Annotated in this window: 24 protein-coding genes and 2 pseudogenes; 8 read left to right on the top strand and 18 right to left on the bottom strand. The window is 31.5% G+C overall.

From position 1 onward, the window contains the following. Window positions 1-215 precede the first annotated feature (215 nt). The 5 genes and pseudogenes from COE49_RS27405 to COE49_RS24270 form a co-directional block, all read right to left on the bottom strand. A pseudogene (locus tag COE49_RS27405) lies at window positions 216-302 on the bottom strand (MOSC domain-containing protein); the annotation flags it as partial. Between the two features lie 55 nt (window positions 303-357). Continuing rightward, window positions 358-1,482, bottom strand: coding sequence for a C45 family autoproteolytic acyltransferase/hydrolase (locus tag COE49_RS24285; RefSeq protein WP_088233159.1), 1,125 nt, complete (start codon window positions 1,480-1,482; stop codon window positions 358-360). A gap of 442 nt (window positions 1,483-1,924) precedes the next feature. Continuing rightward, window positions 1,925-2,530, bottom strand: a complete 606-nt coding sequence (locus COE49_RS24280; RefSeq protein ID WP_088233168.1) for a PRK06770 family protein — start codon at window positions 2,528-2,530, stop codon at window positions 1,925-1,927. 363 nt (window positions 2,531-2,893) lie between these two features. Then, entirely contained in the window at window positions 2,894-3,553 is a 660-nt protein-coding gene (locus tag COE49_RS24275) for a DEAD/DEAH box helicase family protein (RefSeq protein ID WP_140417531.1), read from the bottom strand. Further along, a complete protein-coding gene (locus COE49_RS24270) occupies window positions 3,553-4,449 on the bottom strand; it encodes a CPBP family intramembrane glutamic endopeptidase (protein WP_088233158.1) in 897 nt (298 codons plus the stop codon). Before COE49_RS24270 ends, COE49_RS24275 begins: the two co-directional genes overlap by 1 nt. A 374-nt stretch (window positions 4,450-4,823) precedes the next feature. Between COE49_RS24270 and cspD the strand changes: the two genes are divergently transcribed. Together cspD and COE49_RS24260 are read left to right on the top strand one after the other, a co-directional pair. Beyond that, a complete protein-coding gene (cspD, locus tag COE49_RS24265) occupies window positions 4,824-5,027 on the top strand; it encodes a cold-shock protein CspD (protein ID WP_000176365.1) in 204 nt (67 codons plus the stop codon). 85 nt (window positions 5,028-5,112) lie between these two features. Beyond that, window positions 5,113-5,298 carry a cold-shock protein gene (locus tag COE49_RS24260; protein ID WP_000286203.1) on the top strand — a complete coding sequence of 62 codons (186 nt, stop codon included), beginning with the start codon at window positions 5,113-5,115 and terminating at the stop codon, window positions 5,296-5,298. A 37-nt stretch (window positions 5,299-5,335) separates the two neighbouring features. Here the strand turns inward: COE49_RS24260 and COE49_RS24255 are convergent, their stop codons facing one another. Both COE49_RS24255 and COE49_RS24250 read right to left on the bottom strand, forming a co-directional pair. Beyond that, window positions 5,336-5,887, bottom strand: coding sequence for a GNAT family N-acetyltransferase (locus COE49_RS24255; RefSeq protein ID WP_088233157.1), 552 nt, complete (start codon window positions 5,885-5,887; stop codon window positions 5,336-5,338). Between the two features lie 203 nt (window positions 5,888-6,090). Beyond that, on the bottom strand, window positions 6,091-6,717 hold the full coding sequence (locus tag COE49_RS24250; RefSeq protein ID WP_088233156.1) for a class I SAM-dependent methyltransferase: 627 nt from the start codon (window positions 6,715-6,717) through the stop codon (window positions 6,091-6,093). Window positions 6,718-6,927: 210 nt separating this feature from the next. On the opposite strand from COE49_RS24250, the gene COE49_RS24245 reads away from it, so the two are divergent. Beyond that, a complete protein-coding gene (locus COE49_RS24245) occupies window positions 6,928-7,476 on the top strand; it encodes a hypothetical protein (protein ID WP_088233155.1) in 549 nt (182 codons plus the stop codon). 56 nt (window positions 7,477-7,532) lie between these two features. Here COE49_RS24245 and COE49_RS24240 read toward each other — a convergent pair whose 3' ends face one another. The 4 genes and pseudogenes from COE49_RS24240 to COE49_RS24225 all read right to left on the bottom strand — a co-directional run bounded on the left by COE49_RS24240 (window position 7,533) and on the right by COE49_RS24225 (window position 10,306). Continuing rightward, window positions 7,533-8,933 carry a protoporphyrinogen oxidase gene (locus COE49_RS24240; RefSeq protein WP_088233154.1) on the bottom strand — a complete coding sequence of 467 codons (1,401 nt, stop codon included), beginning with the start codon at window positions 8,931-8,933 and terminating at the stop codon, window positions 7,533-7,535. Window positions 8,934-9,146: 213 nt separating this feature from the next. Continuing rightward, the gene (locus COE49_RS24235; protein WP_088233153.1) at window positions 9,147-9,296 is read right to left on the bottom strand and encodes an aspartyl-phosphate phosphatase Spo0E family protein; all 150 of its coding nucleotides are present in this window, start codon (window positions 9,294-9,296) and stop codon (window positions 9,147-9,149) included. Between the two features lie 165 nt (window positions 9,297-9,461). Further along, window positions 9,462-9,679, bottom strand: a pseudogene (locus COE49_RS24230) (hypothetical protein); the annotation flags it as partial. 66 nt (window positions 9,680-9,745) lie between these two features. Then, window positions 9,746-10,306, bottom strand: a complete 561-nt coding sequence (locus COE49_RS24225) for a helix-turn-helix domain-containing protein (RefSeq protein WP_088233152.1) — start codon at window positions 10,304-10,306, stop codon at window positions 9,746-9,748. A 171-nt stretch (window positions 10,307-10,477) separates the two neighbouring features. Between COE49_RS24225 and COE49_RS24220 the strand changes: the two genes are divergently transcribed. Beyond that, window positions 10,478-11,365, top strand: coding sequence for a DMT family transporter (locus COE49_RS24220; protein WP_088233151.1), 888 nt, complete (start codon window positions 10,478-10,480; stop codon window positions 11,363-11,365). Between the two features lie 42 nt (window positions 11,366-11,407). Here the strand turns inward: COE49_RS24220 and COE49_RS24215 are convergent, their stop codons facing one another. From COE49_RS24215 to catA, 4 genes are all read right to left on the bottom strand, one after another. Further along, on the bottom strand, window positions 11,408-11,917 hold the full coding sequence (locus tag COE49_RS24215; RefSeq protein WP_088233150.1) for a GNAT family N-acetyltransferase: 510 nt from the start codon (window positions 11,915-11,917) through the stop codon (window positions 11,408-11,410). Window positions 11,918-12,051: 134 nt separating this feature from the next. Beyond that, on the bottom strand, window positions 12,052-12,978 hold the full coding sequence (locus tag COE49_RS24210; protein WP_088233149.1) for a GNAT family N-acetyltransferase: 927 nt from the start codon (window positions 12,976-12,978) through the stop codon (window positions 12,052-12,054). Window positions 12,979-12,998: 20 nt separating this feature from the next. Next, entirely contained in the window at window positions 12,999-13,529 is a 531-nt protein-coding gene (locus tag COE49_RS24205; RefSeq protein ID WP_088233148.1) for a GNAT family N-acetyltransferase, read from the bottom strand. A 194-nt stretch (window positions 13,530-13,723) separates the two neighbouring features. Further along, on the bottom strand, window positions 13,724-14,374 hold the full coding sequence (catA, locus tag COE49_RS24200) for a type A chloramphenicol O-acetyltransferase (protein ID WP_088233147.1): 651 nt from the start codon (window positions 14,372-14,374) through the stop codon (window positions 13,724-13,726). A 200-nt stretch (window positions 14,375-14,574) separates the two neighbouring features. Between catA and COE49_RS24195 the strand changes: the two genes are divergently transcribed. Next, window positions 14,575-14,757, top strand: a complete 183-nt coding sequence (locus COE49_RS24195; protein WP_088233146.1) for a DUF4021 domain-containing protein — start codon at window positions 14,575-14,577, stop codon at window positions 14,755-14,757. A 43-nt stretch (window positions 14,758-14,800) separates the two neighbouring features. Here COE49_RS24195 and COE49_RS24190 read toward each other — a convergent pair whose 3' ends face one another. After that, window positions 14,801-17,032, bottom strand: coding sequence for an MMPL family transporter (locus tag COE49_RS24190; RefSeq protein ID WP_088233145.1), 2,232 nt, complete (start codon window positions 17,030-17,032; stop codon window positions 14,801-14,803). 124 nt (window positions 17,033-17,156) lie between these two features. Here COE49_RS24190 and COE49_RS24185 point away from each other — a divergent pair, with 124 nt between their 5' ends. Further along, window positions 17,157-17,774 (top strand): TetR/AcrR family transcriptional regulator, encoded by a 618-nt coding sequence (locus COE49_RS24185; protein WP_140417530.1) that lies wholly within the window; start codon window positions 17,157-17,159, stop codon window positions 17,772-17,774. Between the two features lie 109 nt (window positions 17,775-17,883). Here COE49_RS24185 and COE49_RS24180 read toward each other — a convergent pair whose 3' ends face one another. Next, window positions 17,884-18,294 (bottom strand): GNAT family N-acetyltransferase, encoded by a 411-nt coding sequence (locus COE49_RS24180; RefSeq protein ID WP_088233143.1) that lies wholly within the window; start codon window positions 18,292-18,294, stop codon window positions 17,884-17,886. A gap of 532 nt (window positions 18,295-18,826) precedes the next feature. On the opposite strand from COE49_RS24180, the gene COE49_RS24175 reads away from it, so the two are divergent. Continuing rightward, on the top strand, window positions 18,827-19,267 hold the full coding sequence (locus tag COE49_RS24175) for a MarR family winged helix-turn-helix transcriptional regulator (protein ID WP_088233142.1): 441 nt from the start codon (window positions 18,827-18,829) through the stop codon (window positions 19,265-19,267). A 33-nt stretch (window positions 19,268-19,300) separates the two neighbouring features. Continuing rightward, window positions 19,301-20,122, top strand: a complete 822-nt coding sequence (locus COE49_RS24170) for a class I SAM-dependent methyltransferase (protein WP_088233141.1) — start codon at window positions 19,301-19,303, stop codon at window positions 20,120-20,122. 294 nt (window positions 20,123-20,416) lie between these two features. On the opposite strand, the gene COE49_RS24165 is transcribed toward COE49_RS24170, so the two are convergent. Further along, complete coding sequence (locus COE49_RS24165; RefSeq protein ID WP_176550863.1) at window positions 20,417-20,827, bottom strand: YkvA family protein; 411 nt, start codon at window positions 20,825-20,827, stop codon at window positions 20,417-20,419. Window positions 20,828-20,952 lie beyond the last annotated feature (125 nt).

Here is a 20,952-nt window from a genome sequence, read left to right as displayed (position 1 = left end):
TATGACCTACTCATAAAACAATAGGTCTTACAAATCAATATAGTATCATAAAATATAAAAAAATAGTCTAATAAATTTTATGTTTCAACCATTCAAAAATAAGTTGAATAAAACAATATTAATATTTTTGAATATTAATAAGTTAATTACATAAAAACAGTGCATTTCTACTTAGCTTTCACTAATAGAAATGCACTACTTATAATAAAATTTATTTATTCTTTTTCCCCTTCAATTCTCTCTTTCGTACTAATTTCTTCTCCCCGCATTCGTTTTTCAAGTGTTTTTCGCCAACTAGTAGACTACTCTCCTTTCATAGTGAAATACAAAATTTCGTATGAATTTCAATGTACCTTTTTATCTTTTAGGTATCAAATCATTTCTCTCTTCTCTCCAAAAGTCAGTATACGTTTTATTTTTAAAGTTCACATTCACCTCAGAAAATGGAAGACTTCCTCCTACTTTCAATGAATACCAATCATTGAAAAGTGGCGATCCAAAACAGATATTCATTGTACAATCATGTAAATCAAATAATACAGAATGCAAAGTCCCAAACCATTCTTCATAATTATGTACTGTCAGCCCTACAGGATATTCTTCTTCTACTAATCCTTTTAAAGACTCCATGCTCAACTTTTCATCTCGATTTATATGTTCATGTAAAATGTGATATCTCTTTGTAGATTGTTCTAATTTCCTATTATTTAATTTCTGAATAGATGAACTAACTGCATGATTCGTTGATACGATGAAAGCTTGATTGTCATCTTCATTTGTTGTTATGGATTTATGCCCGTCAAATATTTCAATATGTGCTGCATTTATAGGATCTGCTACAATTATATTAATATTACTTGCAATAGGCAGTTCTTTTATTAATGATATAGCTTCCTGAACATTTTTACATTTCTCCAATAATACCCGGATTACCGCAAAGCATTGTAATCCATTTACCTTTGGTTTTCTTAAACCTTCAATATTCCCAACTGGTTGACCACATGCGGAAAATGTAGCAGATAACCCATGTTCGTTAACCCCTTCTGTTCGGCCAAAATATTGAGAAGAAAAACCACTATGTGCATATGCCCCTTCAACATGCGTCGAGCAAAAACGCATATCATCTATTTTTGGTGATAAATCATAATTTCTTAATACATATGTGTGCTCTGAATCTGTCTTTTTAGGTAATACTGCACAATGACTACAACCTGCTTTTAATAATGTTTGATAATAATACATCATATTTTTAGAAGGTATTTTCAATACTTCGCAAAATCCTTCAATTTCTTCATTAATCCCTGGACAATATTGCCCCAATATATTCCTAGATTCTTTCCAATAATTATCCGATACTGAATGTTCTTGTTGTATAAATTGTGGAATGAGATACGGATGTTGTTTCACAAATTCCCCTTGCTTTTTTCCAATTTGATAATGGTTTCCTTTTAATAATGAAAAATACCCTTTTACTTGATACATCTAATTCCCTCCTCACATTGTATATATCCATATCATACCAAATGAATTTTATTCATTCTTGATGTTTTTTACTCTCTTCCCTTCATGCATCTCGTTTTAAAATCTCAAACTAATAATTATTTACTAGATAATTAGAGCTTTGCTAATATTACTGTAATACCTTTATTGAACCCACTTATAAGCAATCATCTTATTCTTGAAATTAAGAAACTCATATAAATCTAGATGGGTATCCCCAGTACTTCAGTCATTTCTTACCTTACTAGGGTGCGACTACACTATTAAAAAATTGCACAAAAAAGAGTAACTGCCAAAAAGCACTTACTCTCTTTCATTGATACATATTTTATCCCGCATTAACGGGCAGTAAGACTCTCACCTCAAAATTTGGCGAATGCGAGGAAGTTAGGTGGGAGATCAACTACCCGTAAAAGCCTTCACTTTATTTATTAGGCTGTCCCCCACCTGCAATTAATTTACTACCTGAATATGTACCTTTTTGCATAAACACTTGATTAATTAATTCTTTTTGCTCCTTTTCTGACATTACTCCTTTCCCTTCTCCTAAATTCCCGCTTTGTAATTTCCAAATCTTATTGTGATCCGCATCAACCTTTTCATATTTTCCTAGTTTCCATCGTTCTAAAATATCTACATATGTACTTTTTTGTGCAACATCATTACTATTTATTATTTCAAGTAAACTTTCAATACGTTCTTGTGTTATAAAAATATAGCCCCATTTTTGATCTGCTTTCGTTTTTTGATGTGCCATTTCATGTAATGCTGTTTGTATGTTCTCATCTGTCCATTTAAAATTTTTATTAAAACCACTATTTGGTAATGAATAGTTGCCATTTTCTAAAAGCTTTGCATCTTCCGCTTTCACATTACTATCGGCTAGTACTTCTACTGCTGGAGCTGCTGGTGTTGTCTTTTTCGCAGCCGGTTTACTATTATTCAAATAATATAGCATACCATATGTTAAACCTACTCCGATTACCGCCATACCAGCTATAATACCTATTATTTTTAAAAATGTTTTCATCTCGCTTGTTTCCTCCCCAATATCCCTGTCCATAATTTTCCTCTATTAAACATCGGTGTAGCATTTCTTTATTTTACATCTTACCGCTATTCATTTTTTTATATTCACATAAATCCTCCTTTCTATATAAATCGAAACATTGATTATCATTTGGACTAATCATTCTTTTAATGACATTAGATTTCCTCCAGCCCGATTTTCCCTCTTACATATTTTTAACTGCTTAAACCACATACGCATTTCCTTATATTGTATTTCTTTTCATTGTAAATTAAAAGATTATTCTGTTAAAAAAATCTTTTTTCAAGCACTATTCAATATACATAAAAACAACGAGCACCTTATAAGGCACTCGTTGTTTATTTATGCACGATTTTCTTTTAACCACTTCGTAATAACATCGAACCTCGAAACATCAAAACGTCTTTCTTCACACACGTTCAAGCTTTTTAAACTTTTTACAATTTCTAATTCATTCGATTTTACACTTTTCGCCTCAATCAATTTACAGTACCCGCCTGTTATGTTATTTAAATTTTCATAATAACGCTGAAACATTTTAGCTATATGTAAATGCTTTTCAAAGTTTCTTCTTCTTTTCGTCTCATCAGATTCTTTCCGTTTTCTCAGTTCTTCATCATTCGTGTATAAATAAAAATATTGATCTGGAAAACCAATTTCCCTATTTATCATCTTTTCTTTATAAAAGCTTTCTATTAAAGATAACGGTTGATTAAATATATCAAAATGGAAACACCAATTATAACTAAGTGGCTGATATATGTCCCCATCAAGTATTACTAATTCATATTGCTCCGATTTCTGCACTGCTATATTCCAACGCTCTACTTGCTTTTCAAAATACCATGTTCTATGTTCATTTTTAGGTCTTTCAAATAATAAGTTTACTTCAGGTATAATATAAGCACCATAATTTTTTTCTAGTTCACGACATGTTGTACTTTTACCAACAGCGCTTGCTCCCTCAAACGCTATAATCCCCATAGTTTCTCCCACTTTCATTAAATAAAATCTCGTTGTTTCGCTTTTCTCCCCCATAACTGTTTCCATAAAACAATTGAAGCGATAGAAAGCAATATTGTTGTAATGATACTCCCTTCAATTCCGAATGAACCTCCATGAAAGATTTCTGCTCCATTTGTTACAGGTTTAAATAATGACGTTGAATATATCGTCATGCCACTAACTGCAAAGCCGTAAACATTATATTGCGCCCAATTCCAAATGGAATGCCATGCGCATATCCCCCAAAGACTACTGTCCTTTAATACGTAAAAAGCCGCAAATATACCAACTAATATTATATTCGATATTGAAAGAATTGTAATACCTGGATTAAGTAAATGAAGAAACCCAAATAAAAAAGACGTCACAACAATCCCAACCCATATACGACTTCTAACAGAAAGAATCGGAAATAACCAACCTCGAACAACAATCTCTTCTGTCGCACCTTGTATTAAAAAAGCAACTAAAGATCCCGCAATTCCAAGTATAGTGGTAGGTGTAATTTGTTGCATTTGTAGTTGTACAATTCCTGTTAATACAAGTATCATTACTGGTATTGAAATGAAAATAAACCCTATACATGCACCTCTCACATATTTTCTTATCCATTGATCTTTCCAAAAACCAATTGATGAAAATGATCTTTTCTCTACAAATCTAACCCATAAAAAAACAAAAAATATAGCACCGCCAAACGTTAATATCATCTCAATATTGCTATAAATCGCCTTTATAAAGGTTGTTTCTGCTTTCGGTAAAAACAACATCAATAACATAAACAATTCACCTAACGTTAAAAATACAATCGCAAGTATAACAGCAAATACAGGATGAACTTTTCTTCTTCCTTTTTTTGCTGCTTCAATTATTTTAAATTGAGTAGGTTGCAATATTCTCTCCTCCTTAACAAATACATCACCACTATTCTTAAATATATATCGTTTCCCTTATAAAAATTTTCAATAAAAATGTTCTTAGTTTAGCATAAACCAAAATTAGGAATAATATATAAATAAAAGAGATGCCTTTGTGCCTTTTCCCATCCTATTCCTTACTGATATTACCAGCACTTGCTATTTCACACCATTTGTTGTAAGATAGTAATTAAGGTCAATTTAACACTATATTTTCTTTGCATATTATCAAGTATCAATCAGGACCATTTCGTACTCCTTATGGGTTTTTGATAATATGTGAACTTTTATTTTTCATTCAAATAAGGCCGATCATATTGTAATCTTTTTAAATTTTAGGAGGCATTACCATGACATTAACAGGTAAAGTAAAATGGTTTAACAGCGAAAAAGGTTTCGGTTTCATCGAAGTTGCAGACGGTAACGACGTATTCGTTCACTTCTCAGCTATCACTGGCGACGGCTTCAAGTCTCTTGACGAAGGTCAAGAAGTTAGCTTCGAAGTTGAAGACGGTAACCGTGGACCTCAAGCTAAAAACGTTGTAAAGCTATAATTCAAACAATAAAAAGGTTGTTACCAGCTCGGTTAACAACCTTTTTAATATATAACTAAAATTTTTACATAAAAGGAGTGGTTACATGTATCGCAATCGAAAGAACGATGTAGCAGAAGTACCACCAGAACAAACCCCTGTTTGGGAATGTGAATCAGAGGATTGTTTAGGATGGATGAGAAAGAACTTTTCATTTGAAGAAGAGCCTAAATGCCCTTTATGTAAAAGTAGCATGAAAAGCGGAGAACGTTTATTACCTAAGTTAGGTTAATTTTACTTAACCCCTCTTTTAATAAGAGGGGTTTTTATTATAAATTTACATGCTCTACATCCGTTCGAACTATAGAATACAGTAATGCATCATGTTGCTTATTTCCTTGATGAATATATCCACGTAATAATCCTTCCTTATGAAAGCCTATTTTAGATAACATTTTACAAGATGTAATATTTTCAGGGTATGTAATAGCTCCAATTCTAAATAAGCCTAAATCTTGAAATCCATAATTGATGATTTCCCTGGCTGCTTCTGATGCATAACCATTTCCCCAATATTTGGGATGCAAGTCATAGCCGATCTCGGATCGTTTACTCCATAGTTGTAAATTATTTAATCCAATTGTACCTAGTAAAGTATTTGTTTCTTTTAATACAATCCCCCATCGTATTGCCTTTTTCTCGAAGTAATTTTTTGAAAAAGATTCAATCATACGTGAAGCTTGTCCAAACTCCGTAAAAGAATTCATACCGTAATAACATGTTACCTCATCCAGTGAAAAAATTTCATATATTTTTTGACAATAAGATTGTTCTATTTCTACTAAACGCAAGCGTTCTGTTTCTAATATAGGAAATGCCATAGGCTCACTCCTTTCTCTCTACTCATTTATTATAGCAGAAAACATATTTAGAATTAGGAAAGTCCTCAATGTTCCATTAATCAAATATTTCAAGAGAAGCTTATCCTCTTAATTCAATACGAACTACGAGTAACCCTTCTTGCTCTTGCATGATTAGAAAAAATAAAGAGATGATCAAAATACTATGATCATCTCTTTATTCCCTATTTATGTGCAACTAATGCCCAATGACATGGAGCTGTTTGTCTCCAATTTACACTTGAAAAACCAGTTTCTCTAAGTAGTGTATCTAACTCATTAACAAACGGATATACTTCTGTACTATCCCACTTTCTCCCGATTCGTTCTCGCGCTTCATTTAATGCAAAATCAGATACGAACATAATATCTAAGAGAAGAAATCTCCCTTCTTTCCTTACTATTCTATAAACCTCTTCACAGGCTTTCTTCCTCTCTGAAGGTAACACCTCATGAAAACAAAAACTAGAAATAACTATATCAAAAGCTTCATCCTCTTGATTTGTATTTGTAAATGATCCTACCTCTAAATGATACGTTGGATGTTTTTCTTTACATGTTTCTAACATCTTTTCTGATACATCCACCCCTACTACACTCTCATTATTTTCACTCACTAATGAAGCAAATGCACCCGTTCCAATTCCAATATCAATAATTTTTTCTCTCTTATATAGTCGGATCATTTCTTTCGCTTCAATCAAACTATTGTTATATCCATATAACGGACCTGTTGCTTCCTGTAAATTTTCATCGTAAGTTTTTGCCCATTCGTCAAATAATTTTTGCGTTGCTTCAACAGTACGTAACAATCACATTCACTCCTATTATCCTGTTCTTACCTTCATTTTTTAAAATTAATTGTATTATTTTCATTTTCATTTTCATCACTCCGCCCGTATAATATATCTTATACTTTCGATTCCATGCTCACTTTTTCCTTCTAAAATTACACCATACCCCATACGTTTATGGTAAAATTTAGTTGGCATATTATTTTATTGCGGAGGTGTAAATTTCCTATGTATATATTCATCGGCTTATCCCTCTTACTCATATTACTCATTTTTTTATTTGCAAAAAAGGTCGCCCCAAACTCATTCATGATGACTAGTTTTAAAGGAAATAGCTTTAGGACGTTTTCAATTAGCATTTTAATCGCTGCCACACTCTCACTTTCGTATGGAATATACCATGCAGCAACATATCAACCTAAATATTTAGATATTACATTACAAAATCAAAACTTTACTGTTTTCGGTAATGTTGGAGAGCTTGGATATTTTTCAGATGAGTTACTAAAAAAAGATAGAGAAGTTGAACTACATTTTGCCTCTTGGGAACCAATGCAATTAAATAATCCAGTAATAATAGTAAAGTATCCTTCAGGTAAACAGGAAACATGGAAACCGAACATAACATTACTTCCTGCCAATAAATTAAAAGAGAAACATGGTATAAAAGAGCTTTATCAATTCTCATCATATTCATTTAAAGAATCCGGTAACATAACATTAACAATTACCGAGAATAATACAACTAATAAAAAGGTCTCAATTCAAGTGAAATAAATAAAATGTCCCTCCAGCATAACGGAGGGACATTTTATCAATTTATTTATGTATTATTAATTTGACGGTTCATTTAATGTTGCAATTATTTCATTTGCAGTGTTCTTTCCATTTCCAATACACGCACCAATTCCAACACCGTAATAGGAAGCGCCAGCTAAGTATACATTCGGATAAAGATTCGTCATTTTTTCTTGTAATGTTTGAACCGCTTGATTATGTTCTAAATGATATTTCGGCATTAAATCTTTCCAATTCGTAACTTCAACTACTTCTGGTTCACCTTTTATTCCAAGGCTTTTTTCAATATCATATAAAGCTACTCGTACTAATTCTTCTTCACTATAATTTTTGATCGTTTCATATACTGGGTTTGTACTCTTATAAAACATTCTTACCAATAGCTTTTGTTTACCCGATGTATGTTTCCACTTCCGGCTTGTCCATGTACAAGCATCACAATGTAAATCACTGTTTTCCGTTACGATAAACCCTGTACCATCAGCTGGTAGTTGTTCATCTAGTATGTCAAAACCTAAGTAAATACTTATAAGAGATGCGTTTTTAAATGTATGAAACTGCTCGTTTAACTCGTTAGACTGTAATAAAGTTTGTGCGATATCATGCGGAGCTGCTAAAACAACATAATCAGCTTGGATTGACTCATGATTTGCAAAGGAAATTTCATAGCGATTACCTTTTTTACTTACAGCTGTCGTTACAACACCTTTTTTTATGACAGCCTCACTCAGCATTTCTTCTAAGCGATTTATAATTGTAGATAAGCCACTTTTAAATGATACAAACTTTTTATTTCCTACTGATTGAAATTGTTTTTTATTCTCTTCAAAACCTTTAATAATACTTCCATACTTATTTTTATAATCCAGTAAATACGGTAATGTAGATGCCATTGTAAGTTCATTCAAATTACCGGAATATACCCCTGAAAGCACAGGGGCAATTTGTCTTTCTACTAACTCTTTCCCTAAAAAGCTTTCTAAAAATACAGCAAGTGATGTGTCTTTTGTGAATTCTTTATTTTTCGTTATAAAATCTTTTAAAGCAACAATTTTCCCTTTCGTTGAGACTAGCGTACTGCTAAACAACGACTGGGCGCTCATCGGTATCCCAAATATAGTGTCAGAAGGAATTGGATGTAAAGTATGATCAGAATATATGTAAGAAATACCCGTTTCATTATATACCATTTCTTCTTCTAAATTTAAATCTTTTACAAGCGGCATAACATGTTCATTACGAGCAACGATAGAATCCGCTCCTGATTCCATAATAAAATCCTTTTCTTCTACACTATGGATTTTACCACCTAAATACTCTTCTTTTTCGACAAGGATTAAATTTAAATCGATATTATAATCCTTTTTTAATTTTTCTAAATAAAACATAGTAGAAAGTCCAGTTATACCTCCACCGATAACAACAACTGTTTTCATATGTGCTGCGCTCCTAACCGATACAATTAATAATTCCTTTATTATTATACCCAAAAGTCCTTATATCCGACTAGCAGCTTGATCATTCTGTAAAAAATTAGACAATATATACGAACATATTTATTTTTATACTCTTAATTAATAACTGTCCTGAATGTATATTTACTCAATAAAAAAGAACTATAACAGTTTCAAATCACGTCATAGTTCTTTCTATTTTACAAACATAAAATAATTAATCAATTTGTCTATTTCTTGACTCAGTGTCAGTACTTTTTCATGTTGAAATCCATAATCCGATACTAAATATAAAAGCTCTTCTTTTTTAACCTCAATTACTTTTTCTAATTTCGATACTTCCATGTTGTTTTATTTCTCTCCAATAATAAAAATGTATGTATTTTAGTATAGCCCACTTACATAATTAGTAAAAGTAAAACACGCATGTAAAATCTTACAAATTTTTAAATAATATACTATCAACAAATAAGTGACTCAAATTAAGTTTCTTCCGATTATCACATACCATTAAGAATTTATAATATAACAAAATTTTTCTAATGTTATATCTTTATATTCTGGGCCCTCTTTATATAATCAAAATAACTATATGAAAATTTAAAGACATGCCCTAAATCATACATGATATTGATTGCGTGAGAATAAGTAAGCATATGCCCAATTAAATCATGATGCGATTCCGCTCGATAAATAATATTAAATTTTGATAGTTCATTTAAAATGAAAAGTCCACCTTTTAAAATGCTTTTATTTTCCATTTTCTATCTCCCATAATAAAAATCACTATATTTTCACCCTAAAGATGGTGTCAATACAAATAAAATGTGATTTGATTCATCACTTTTATTCAAAAAGCGATGCTTCACATTTGGCGGGATACGTACAACATCCCCTTCTTCTAAGAAGTACTCTTTTCCTTCTAATTCCACAAACACTTCTCCTTTCATGACAACAGCAATTTCTTCCTTCTCTTCATGTGAATAGTGACTTTCTGTTGTATTTGCTTGTTTATTTAAATCCATCATTAACATTTCAATACGTGCTTTCATGAAATCCGGTGTTAACACATCATATACTATGTGATCGCTATTTTCCCGATATACTTTCTTTCTATCTTTCTTCTTAGAAATGAGTGAATCTGTATCAATATCGTTAATAAACAGCGTAAATAATGGTACATTTAATGCTTTCGCTATTAATTCCAAAACACTTAAAGAAGGATTGGCATGTCCTCTTTCAATTTGACTAATTAGTGATGTACTAATCCCTGCATACTCAGCGAATTCACGAATTGTCATATTATTTTTCTTACGATAACTTAAAACAGTTTGTCCAAGTCGATAGTGAATCAAAATAACTACTCCCTTTCGTCCATCATAATGTATGTTTCGTTCCCGTTGTGCTGACATATTAAACAAAGTCAAATAATACTTTCTTTCATCTTCTAGCCCTTATATACTTACCTTTGTACATTATATCGTAAATAGTTCATTATAATAAACAAACTATCGGAGGGATAGACTTTGAAATCATCTACTTTTTCATATTTCATCTTATTTTTCGGTGTATTCGCCTTATCAACTTCAGCGATTTTTGTAAAATTGGCCGATGCTCCTGCGGTAATTATTGCTTTTTACCGCTTATTATTTGCAGCAATCATGCTACTACCATTTCTAATATGTAATAAAAATAATCGAAACGAGCTAAAAACATTAACGAAAAAACAGTGGAGATTCGGTTTCATATCTGGGCTATTTTTAGCTGCACATTATGTATTATGGTTTGAATCATTACGATATACTTCTGTAGCAAGCTCGACAGTTATCGTAACGTTACAACCTTTATTCTCAATGATCGGTGGTTATTTTTTATTCAAGGAGAGGTTTACGAAAGGAGCGATTATTGGTTGCCTCATCGCTATTTCAGGAAGTATCGTCATTGGATGGCAAGATTTCCAAATTAGTGGAGAAGCTTTATACGGAGATATTTTAGCATTTATTGCAGCCGGAATAATTACTGCTTATTTTTTCATTAGCCAACACGTTCGTAAAGATTTATCACTTATTCCGTATTCGGTAATTAGTTATGGAAGTAGTGCCTGCTTTCTCGGTATATTTGCTTACATGCAGCAAGAATCTTTCTTCCATTACTCTACACAAACATGGTTGTCCTTCATAGGATTAGCTTTCATTGCAACGATTTTAGGACAAACGATTTTCAATTGGTTATTAAAATGGATGAGTACTACTGTAATTTCAATGAGTATTTTAGGAGAAACAATTGGCACTTGTGTACTAGCCTATTTTATTTTGAATGAGACCATTTCTCTACAACAAGCACTAGGAATTTCAATTATTTTCATTGGATTGGCATTATTTTTATTACAGCCGAAGCTTCCAAATCATAAATAACAATCCAAAAAGCATGACATTGACTTGTCATGCTTTTAACAATTAATTATGTACAAGTAAACCATCAGGTCTAAAACGACTCATCATAATTTCATTAATAAAATTTCCATGAGCCTTTAAATTCCCTACCTTTATCCCCTCTTCTACAAATCCGAATTTTTCATATAGTGCTTTTGCTTTCGGATTTGTTTCTAACACACCAAGTTCTACTCTCTCTAACATTAACCAATTATCAGCGAGATCAAGCATTTTTGTAAGAAGTGCTTTCCCAATACCTTTATTATGGTATTCGCTATCTACCCCGATAAATAAATCACCCGAATGAGATCTACGCCCCGGACTTTGGGTTAAACCAATGAAACCTACTACTTCTCCACCATACTCCGCAACGAATTCATATTGATTTGGTGCTAAGTTTCGAATTCTATTTTCCATAGCATCTACTCGCATGCTAGGTAAAAAAACCATGTAAGGTAAAACGTCATCCTGTATACATATACGATGAATTGCTCTAGCATCTTGTATTTCTACTGCTCTAACGTTAATCTCCATTTTTCTTCCCTCCATATAAACAACCTTATCTTCTTATAACCTATATTAAATCCCTTCTCATTCGCATTTCTTTATGTTATTTTTATATAACTATATTTATATTTCATTCAACTAACTAATTTCCCTTAATTAAGTTAGTTATTTACCCGGTTATACAACGCCAGCAAATCTTCTATTAAAATACCGTTTATTTTCATACCATTTACATCACAATTTTCTATTTCCATATTTTTAAGATTACTATTACTTATCATGCTACGTTCCAAATCGCATCTATTAAATGAAATAGGAGCCTTCTCTTCCCCAAGGTTTGTATCTTTAAATTGAACTCCACCTAAAGTCACCAAACTAAATTTACTGCCAGAAAGATTTAAATCTGTATATGAAGAACTTCTAAAATTAATATTTCTAAACTTTGATTGACTTACATTACAATTGCTCATGTTCATATTCATTACATTGCTACCAACAAATGAACTATTTTTTAAATTCACTTGGTAATACTCTGTATTTGCTAAGTTACAGTTTTCGTATTGACTATTTTTCATATCTTCATTTTTAACTACACTCTCTTTGTTTGAGCTTGTCTGTATTCTTTTCACGTAACAATACTCATCTTCAGATTTAAAAATTATTTCATAGCCCATTTTTTTATAAAAATGATGATTATTAATTTGTCTACTAGATGTTTCAAGATCCCAAATCCTTATGTTCGGATATTCCTCTTCCATTAATTTAATAACATGTGATCCAATTCCTTTTCCTTGATAAACAGGATCTATAAAAATACGATCAATTCGGCCGTATGACTTACCAGAGACCGTAACTATAATTCCCCCAATTATTTCTTTATCCATTATCACTTTGAAAGAATCCAGTTCTTCAATCGAATATTTCATCATTTCAACGGAAGAATATCCTGGCGGTTGAATGTTATAATCAATGACATCATCTTGGCCGTATAACCATTGTTTTGCTTCTTCATCAAATGTTCTTTTCATTATTTCCGTTAAATCTTCTGCATCTAAAATTGTAGCTTTTTCTATAGATATTATCGTCATTTTTGTTTTCTCCTTTATGCTTACAAACCAATAACTTTTGTTTTTAATACTTTTCCCATTATTACATAAGGAACATCATCTTTACTTGGATAAAATGGATCCAATATATTTACCCAATCTAATCTTTCATATAACGAACGTGCCTTTACATTGTTTATTTGTGTTGTTAATACACTCGTTCTATTTGAAATACCGTCTAATAATCTATTATGTAATTTCGTTCCAACACCTTCCTTTTGATATTTGGGTTGAACTGCTAACTCTACAAATTCAAAACAATCCTGTAACCATTCGTTTACTTGCTCTAGATGTAACGCTTCCCTCATTAATTGATTATAGTACTGTCCTTCTAATGAGCGATAACCATACGTAAAACCAACTACTTCATTTTCATCATTTATCGCTACTATACCTTTAAAATCTTCATATTCTATATGTCTTTTCACTCGCTCGATCATTTCATTGAAATTTGTTTTCTCAAATGCTTTACAATACAAATTTGCTATATTATGAATTAGGATCTCATCTCTTTCAATGCTTACGAATTTCACTTTAATTCCCCCTTATTAAAACATATAAAAACAAAGAAAATTAACACTAATCACTCTCTTTACTATTAAACTACAAATCACCCTATATTTTCCACAATTACTTAGTATTAATGAATAATAAAAAGAGACCATGCAATATAAACATGATCTCTTCTATTATTCATTTTCAATTGTATATACTTAAAAATTAGTTGTTATTTAAGCCACTCGTTGCAAGTATGACTTAACTCCTGCAAACCTTCTATAAATCGACTCGCATGATATCCATCACAAACCGCATGATGAACTTGCAATGAAACTGGTAGCATAACCTTATTTTCTTCATTAAAATATTTCCCACAAGTTATAATTGGTACTAGAAAATCAGCATCATTATTAATATTAAGATTAAATCCAGTAAAACTAGTCCAAGGTATGCTAGAAATCGGAAATACATTCGGCGGAATATTTTCTTTCGTGAAAAGACCATGAACATTAGCATAGCATCTCATATCTTCTTCATAGTTTTTATAGAAAATATGGAAATCACTATAATAATCCGTCCATATACTCGAAAAAGATTTATCATCTTTATGAAAAACTGTATAGCTGGGTATCATCTCCTCCCAATAGCCTAATACTCCTTCATCATTAAAACATGTTCGAAATTCTTTATGTTTATTTATTATTCTCGAAATTATATAAATAAAAGTCGGATAAAATTTAATTTCATTTTGACGTACTTTCTCTGTCAAAAGCGTAATATCAACATTTGCTGTCATACTAAACGTACATTTTAATTTTAAATAATGTTCAAAATACTGCTCTCTATTCCAATTTTCTCTATCAATTACATGAAACTTCATTTTATTAGCCTCCTGAAATTTTCTTTTTATTTTAGAAGGCTAATTTCCTTGCTTTCACCATAATTGTTCACTCCTAACCGTTTACATTTCACCATAATTGTTTATTTAATTATATAACATCTTTAAGAATCCATTCACATATTTCTGGAAATCCATCCACATACTATACATACATCAAATGAAATTTGGAGGATCCATAAATGAATAACAAAAATGTAAATAAAAAAGAAACTGTTACCGAAATCGCTACACCAATTCAAAATAATAACACTGTAAATCTTACTATCGAAGAACAAGCAATGAACGGCTTATATGGAATGCCAGAAACCGATATTGAAGATGTTGATCATGCTGCAACTGATGATCTGGCTTCAAAAAATTAATTACATTGAAAAAAGCCAAGGAAAATATCCTTGGCTTTCTCAACTATGCATCCACTTTTTGTATCTCTTCACTCTTTCTTGAAAGTTTCCCTGGCCAAAAAGCAAAACGGCCTAAAACAACTGTAATTGCCGGTACAAGTAATGGTCTTACAATAAATGTATCTAGTAATACACCGATTGCTGTTACAATACCAAATTGTACTAAAACTTGAATTGGTAACGTACCTAACACCGCAAAAGTTCCTGCTAAAATTAAACCTGCCGATGTAATGACACTACCTGTTTGTATAACGCCATTTTTTACTGCATCCAAGTGATTTTGTTTCTTTCTGTTTTTCCACATTTCTGAAACCATAAAGATATTATAATCTTCACCTAAAGCAACTAAAAATACGAATGCGTATAACGGTATTGCACCCTGAATAGCCGGTGCTCCCATACCGAAATGAAGTAATATCCATCCTGCTCCTAATGCCGAGAAGAATGATAAAACGACCGTTACAATTAAATAAATCATCGCAACAATTGATCGTAAGTAAACTAGTAACAATAAAGCTATAATACTAATCATTACTGGAATAATAACTGCTTCATCACGTTCTGTAATTTGCTTTGTATCATATAATGAAGCCGTTTCTCCACCAATCCATAGTTGATCTTCAGCATTACTAATCTCTGCATCTTTTAATACTTTTTCTACACTATTTTTCAATTTAGGGATTTGATCTAATGCTTCAATTGAGTATGGATTTTCAGCTAAAGAAACTTCATACATTTTAATTTGCTTATTTTCTTTACCCTCTTTTGGCTCTTTCACTGTTTTTACGAAAGAAAATTTCTCCAGTTCTTGTTTAACAGGAAGCTCTTTTCCTTTCGTATCAACAACAACTTTTACTGGCGCTAGTTCACCAGCTGAAAAATGATCACTAATTAACGTAAACCCTTCACGTGAAGGCATATCTTTTGGAAACGATTCTAATAAGTCATACGTATATTGAATACGTGGTACAAATGAAGCCAAACCACCTAATACAAAGACGGTGAGCATAATTATTGTCCACGGTCTTCGGACTACAACATCACCTAGTTTTTTGCTAAAGGTACCTTTTGACTTTTTAACTTTTACGACTTTCTTTTTCTTTCTTGCAAATTCCTCATTCATCGAAGTTGTTCTTGGTATAAATGGGAAGAATGCCGCTCTACCGAAAATTAATAAAAACGCTGGTAAAATTGTTAAAGCAGCAATTCCCATTATAAATACAGCAACACTAAATGGTACTGCGAATCGATGAAAGGCTCCATAATGAGCAAGTAATAACGTTCCTAATCCAAGTACGACAGTTAAGGCACTCATAATAATGGCCCCGCCAGATGCTTTAATCGCAAGTTGCAACGCTTTATATTTACTTTCTTCTTCTAATAAGTACTCTCTATATCTTGAAATTAAAAATAGACAATAGTCCGTTCCAGCGCCAAACAATAATACTGTCATGATTGATATCGCTTGGGCATCTACTTTAATCCATCCATGATCTGCTAAAAAACCGAGTGTAGGACTAATAATACCGTATGCAAAACCAACAACAAGTAAAGGTAAAATTGCTAAAATCGGTGAACGGTACAGTAAAATTAATAAAACTAATACGAGTAATACGGTAGCAACTAACAATTTTACATCCGCTTGACTAAATAAACTAACCGCATCCGTTTGAATACCTACAGGTCCAGATAGTCGAACATGTAAACCGGATTCACTAATTTTTCGTTTGAATGGATCTTCATCGACCTTACTATTCACTATGTTTCTTAAATCTTCAAGATTTCCTTTTAATATATCCGTCCCAGCAGATTTATTAAAAAATACTGGTGTAACAAATGATGTACCATCTTTTGATGCACTTTTTGATAATACTTGTTCCGGTATTGTATCAAATGGTGGTAACGTTGATTGTTCTTTTAAAGGACTATTCTTTAACTCTTTATAAACGTCCTGTATGAGCTTATAGTCATTTGACTGTAGTCCACCATCTCTATGCCATACTACTAACAACGGATTTCCTGCATTATTAGGAAATTCTTTTTTCATTACTGCTTCAGCTTGCTGCGACATAGCAGTTTCAGGTAAATTTTTCGGATTCGGTTCTTTCGTATTATTTACTTGTGGTAACGTAAATGAAAGTAATAATGTAATGAGGACCCAAACCGATAAAGTTATCCATTGTGTATTTTTCCCTGCTACAAGCCTCCCTAACATATGTAACGGGTGCTTTTTCATAAAAAAACCCACCTTCCTTTTTCCCTCCATTATTAATTATATATACTGGTCGGTTAATTAATCAAGAATGAATAAAAATTTGTGTTATAATTATCTTAACAATACATGTCAGGAGCGAATGAATTTGGAACAAAAACAACGTCCTCTTGGAAGGCCTCGTCAAAATAAAAATACAAAATCTACAAAAGAACTAATTTTAGAAGTTGCAACTCGATTATTTCTTACTCAAAATTATCAAGTAGTTTCCATGGATGAGGTCGCGAAAGAATGCGGTGTTACGAAAGCAACCGTCTACTATTATTATTCAACAAAAGCCGATTTATTTACCGCTACTATGATTCAAATGATGTTGCGTATACGAGAAAATATGTCTCAAATACTCTCTACAAATAAGACTTTAGAAGAAAGATTATTGGACTTCGCTAAAGTCTATTTACATGCAACGATGGATATTGATATGAAAAATTTTATGAAAGATGCAAAACTATCGTTATCTGAAGAGCAATTGAAAGAATTAAAAGAGGCTGAAGACAGCATGTATGAAGTATTAGAAAAAGTAATCGAGAATGTAATGCAGATTGGAGAAATCCCGAAAAGAAACGCTGAATTTGCCGCTCATGCTTTCGTATCTTTATTATCAATCGGGAATTTTAAAGATGAAAATCACAATCCTATTCTTCCAAATATAGATGAATTAGCACAAGAAATCGTTTCTTTTTATTGGAACGGGTTAAATCATTAATATGAAATATATCCACTCTAATAAAAGAGCATGTTTGAAGTAATTTTAAACATGCTCTTTTATTATTTATTAAGAGTTCAATTTATAAAATAGTAATTAAATTATTTTTTTAACATCGTTTAATGTGTTTTGTCATCCCAATCGAGAATGCTTCAAATCCGATAGCTTCATAGTAAGATTGCAATTTTTCTACACACATAAGTTGCGGAATAACCTTATGTTGTTCACAATGCTGGATTAATCGTTTCATTATTTCTTTCCCGATGCCACTAGACTGATATTTTGGCAATACACCCACTCCACAAATAATGCCTGTTATGACTCCATCTGATATGACACGCCCCATCCCTACTAACCTCTTATCATCAAAAACATAAATTGCATACCAACTTTGTTTACACATTCGTTCTAACTCGTTAACCGTTAATTTAAGAGAGTTCCATCCTAAAGATTCATATAAAGCTAATAATCCATTGAAGTCTGTTGGGTGTTCAATTGTGTAGCTTATACTATTATTCATGTGAATACTCCTTATTCTCTCGTTTGTTTGTATTTCGTAAAATTACCCTTAATATGAAATTAACTTAAACAAACTTCCATATAAACGATATAATTCCTTCTCAACATATAATAAAAAGAAGTTAACCTCACCACAGTTAACTTCTTTTATATAAAACTACCATTATATTATCAACCAAAAATCATACAGCTACATACGATAAGAACAAACAAAACTAATAAACCATTTGAGAAATAACCCATACAATACTACCCCTTTATTAAATTATGTAATAGATTTTATCATAAAATGATTTACAACATAATAACTGAAAAAGACATTATATTCATTAGTTATATATGTTTAGTAATATTTTATTTCCAATCATATTCTCCTTTCCTAAAATAACTACTCAAACACATCGACTTCAGTCCACATAAATTCAAAAACGACAAATTAGTAAATAAAAATTTACCATATTAAATAAAATTAATTGATTTATAGTTAAATTAGTAATAAAATAATTACTAAATTCATAAAGGAAGAGAAAACAATGGCCCATAACGAATTATTAAACGAATACATGAATTTATTATTAAATATGTCCGGTACTTTTAAATTACTATCGGAGAAATCCTCTGAGTTTACACATTTAGAGCAACACGTAGTGGAGTATATCGTCCAGCAAAAAGTACCTGTAAATTTAAAAATGATTGCTAGTTACTTAAACATCCCTAAGCAACAATTAAGTGTAACAGTACGTAACTTAGAACTAAACGGATATATTGTAAAAAAGCAAGATACGGTAGACAAAAGAGCTGTATTAATTTCTTTGACAGAAAAAGCTGAAAAGGTGCACTATGAGAGGTGGAAACAAATTTATAATAATTTCACAGTTAATCTCGATACATTATCTGAAGAAGATCAACGGGATTTAACTTACGGATTGTATAAAACAAATAAAATGCTTTCAAAAATGTTAAATAACGACTAATTATATTGTTTATTATTAAACGGAGGATGTTTCATGGTTAAAGAATTAGATTTACAATCAGTACAAGGTACTATGCTTATTCCGCTATGGGGGCGAGCATATGGCAGTAAGAACAATAAGGATATTTTAGATGATACAGAAGCTATTCGGATTATTAAAGAATGTGATTTTAACTTCTCAGCAATAGCAAATACCTTTGGTGAATACGGGTGTATCACATACATTACCCGTGCACGAAAAATAGACGATACTATAAAAAGATTTATAACAAAACATCCGAATGCTACTATTGTAAATATCGGTTCTGGACTAGACACTACTTTTTCAAGAATTGATAACGGTACAATACACTGGTATAACCTTGATTTACCCAATGCAATCTCTTTTCGAAAAACGTTAATTGAAGATACACCGAGAAATATTAGCATTTCTAAATCATTTTTTGATACTTCTTGGTTTGACGATATAAAATATAATCCGAACGATGGTATTCTTTTTATATCAGCAGGTGTGTTTTATTACTTTAAAGAAGAAGATTTAAAAGAAATCATAGTCGCTATGTCAAACCGGTTTCCTGGAGGAGAATTATATTTTGATGCTGAATCAAAATTCGCACTGAAACTTTCGAATTCTACTGTAAAAAAATCTGGTAATAACGGCGCTATGATGTATTTTTACGTAAACAATCCAAAGACAATAGAAAAATGGTCATCTAACATAAAAGTGTTGAACTGTTCCCCGTTCTTTAAAGGTATACCTACAAATAAAGATTGGGATGGAAGCACACGTATAATGATGAGAATTGTAAACTTAATAAAGATGTTGAAATTTGTTCATTTGCGGTTCGAAAAATAATAAATAAAGAAGACCCTAATAAATTTTAATTTAGGTCATAGATGTTAAACTTAATACAATCAAAAGCAGGAACATATTTGATATGTACAAAATGTTCCTGCCTTTTGATTATGGGGACCGGTTCATAACCATCTAGCTAAGACTTTGAAATACTTCAAAATCAAAAATTTCATCACACCACAATTTCCTATGAGAATTCAGTGCATTTTTTCAAAACAATCTATACTATGAAAGAAATAGAATAAGCTGCCCATATGGACAGCTTGTTTACATAATTATCGTTAGCGGAAGTTATCAATAATTCATATATGATAAGACAAGTTTTCCAACCCATACAAAAATAAGAATCCAAATAACAATGAAAATAGCACCTGTTATCCAATTTTTAGGCTTACCTGTTGTTTGTTTTTCTTCTACTTTTCTTTTACAGTCCTCCAACACTTCTTTAGGAATTAGTTTTAATGCCAAGGAAACACCCAATGGTACAAGAATTACATCGTCAAGATACCCCAAAATTGGAATAAAATCTGGGATTAGATCAATAGGGCTAAAAGCATACGCAACAACAAGCATTGTAAATAATTTTGCATACCAAGGAACTCTTTCATCTCGATATGCAAAATAAAGTATAAGAAGTTGTTTCTTTAATTTTTTAGCCCATTTTTTTAGTTTTTGTATGATAGATAAATTCCCTTTTGCTTTCATCAATTTATCTTGGTCCAAATTACTTCCCCCAATTTCTTTGTTCTAAGTCCATAGTATCAGAGTACTTACAAAAAACATTATGTATATTTTATACATATTAGGTTGAGTCGGGTAAGCGAGGGGCA

This window comes from Bacillus sp. AFS029637, assembly GCF_002584985.1.
In the GTDB taxonomy this organism is placed as follows: domain Bacteria; phylum Bacillota; class Bacilli; order Bacillales; family Bacillaceae_G; genus Bacillus_A.
This window is presented reverse-complemented; position numbering and strand designations above follow the sequence as displayed.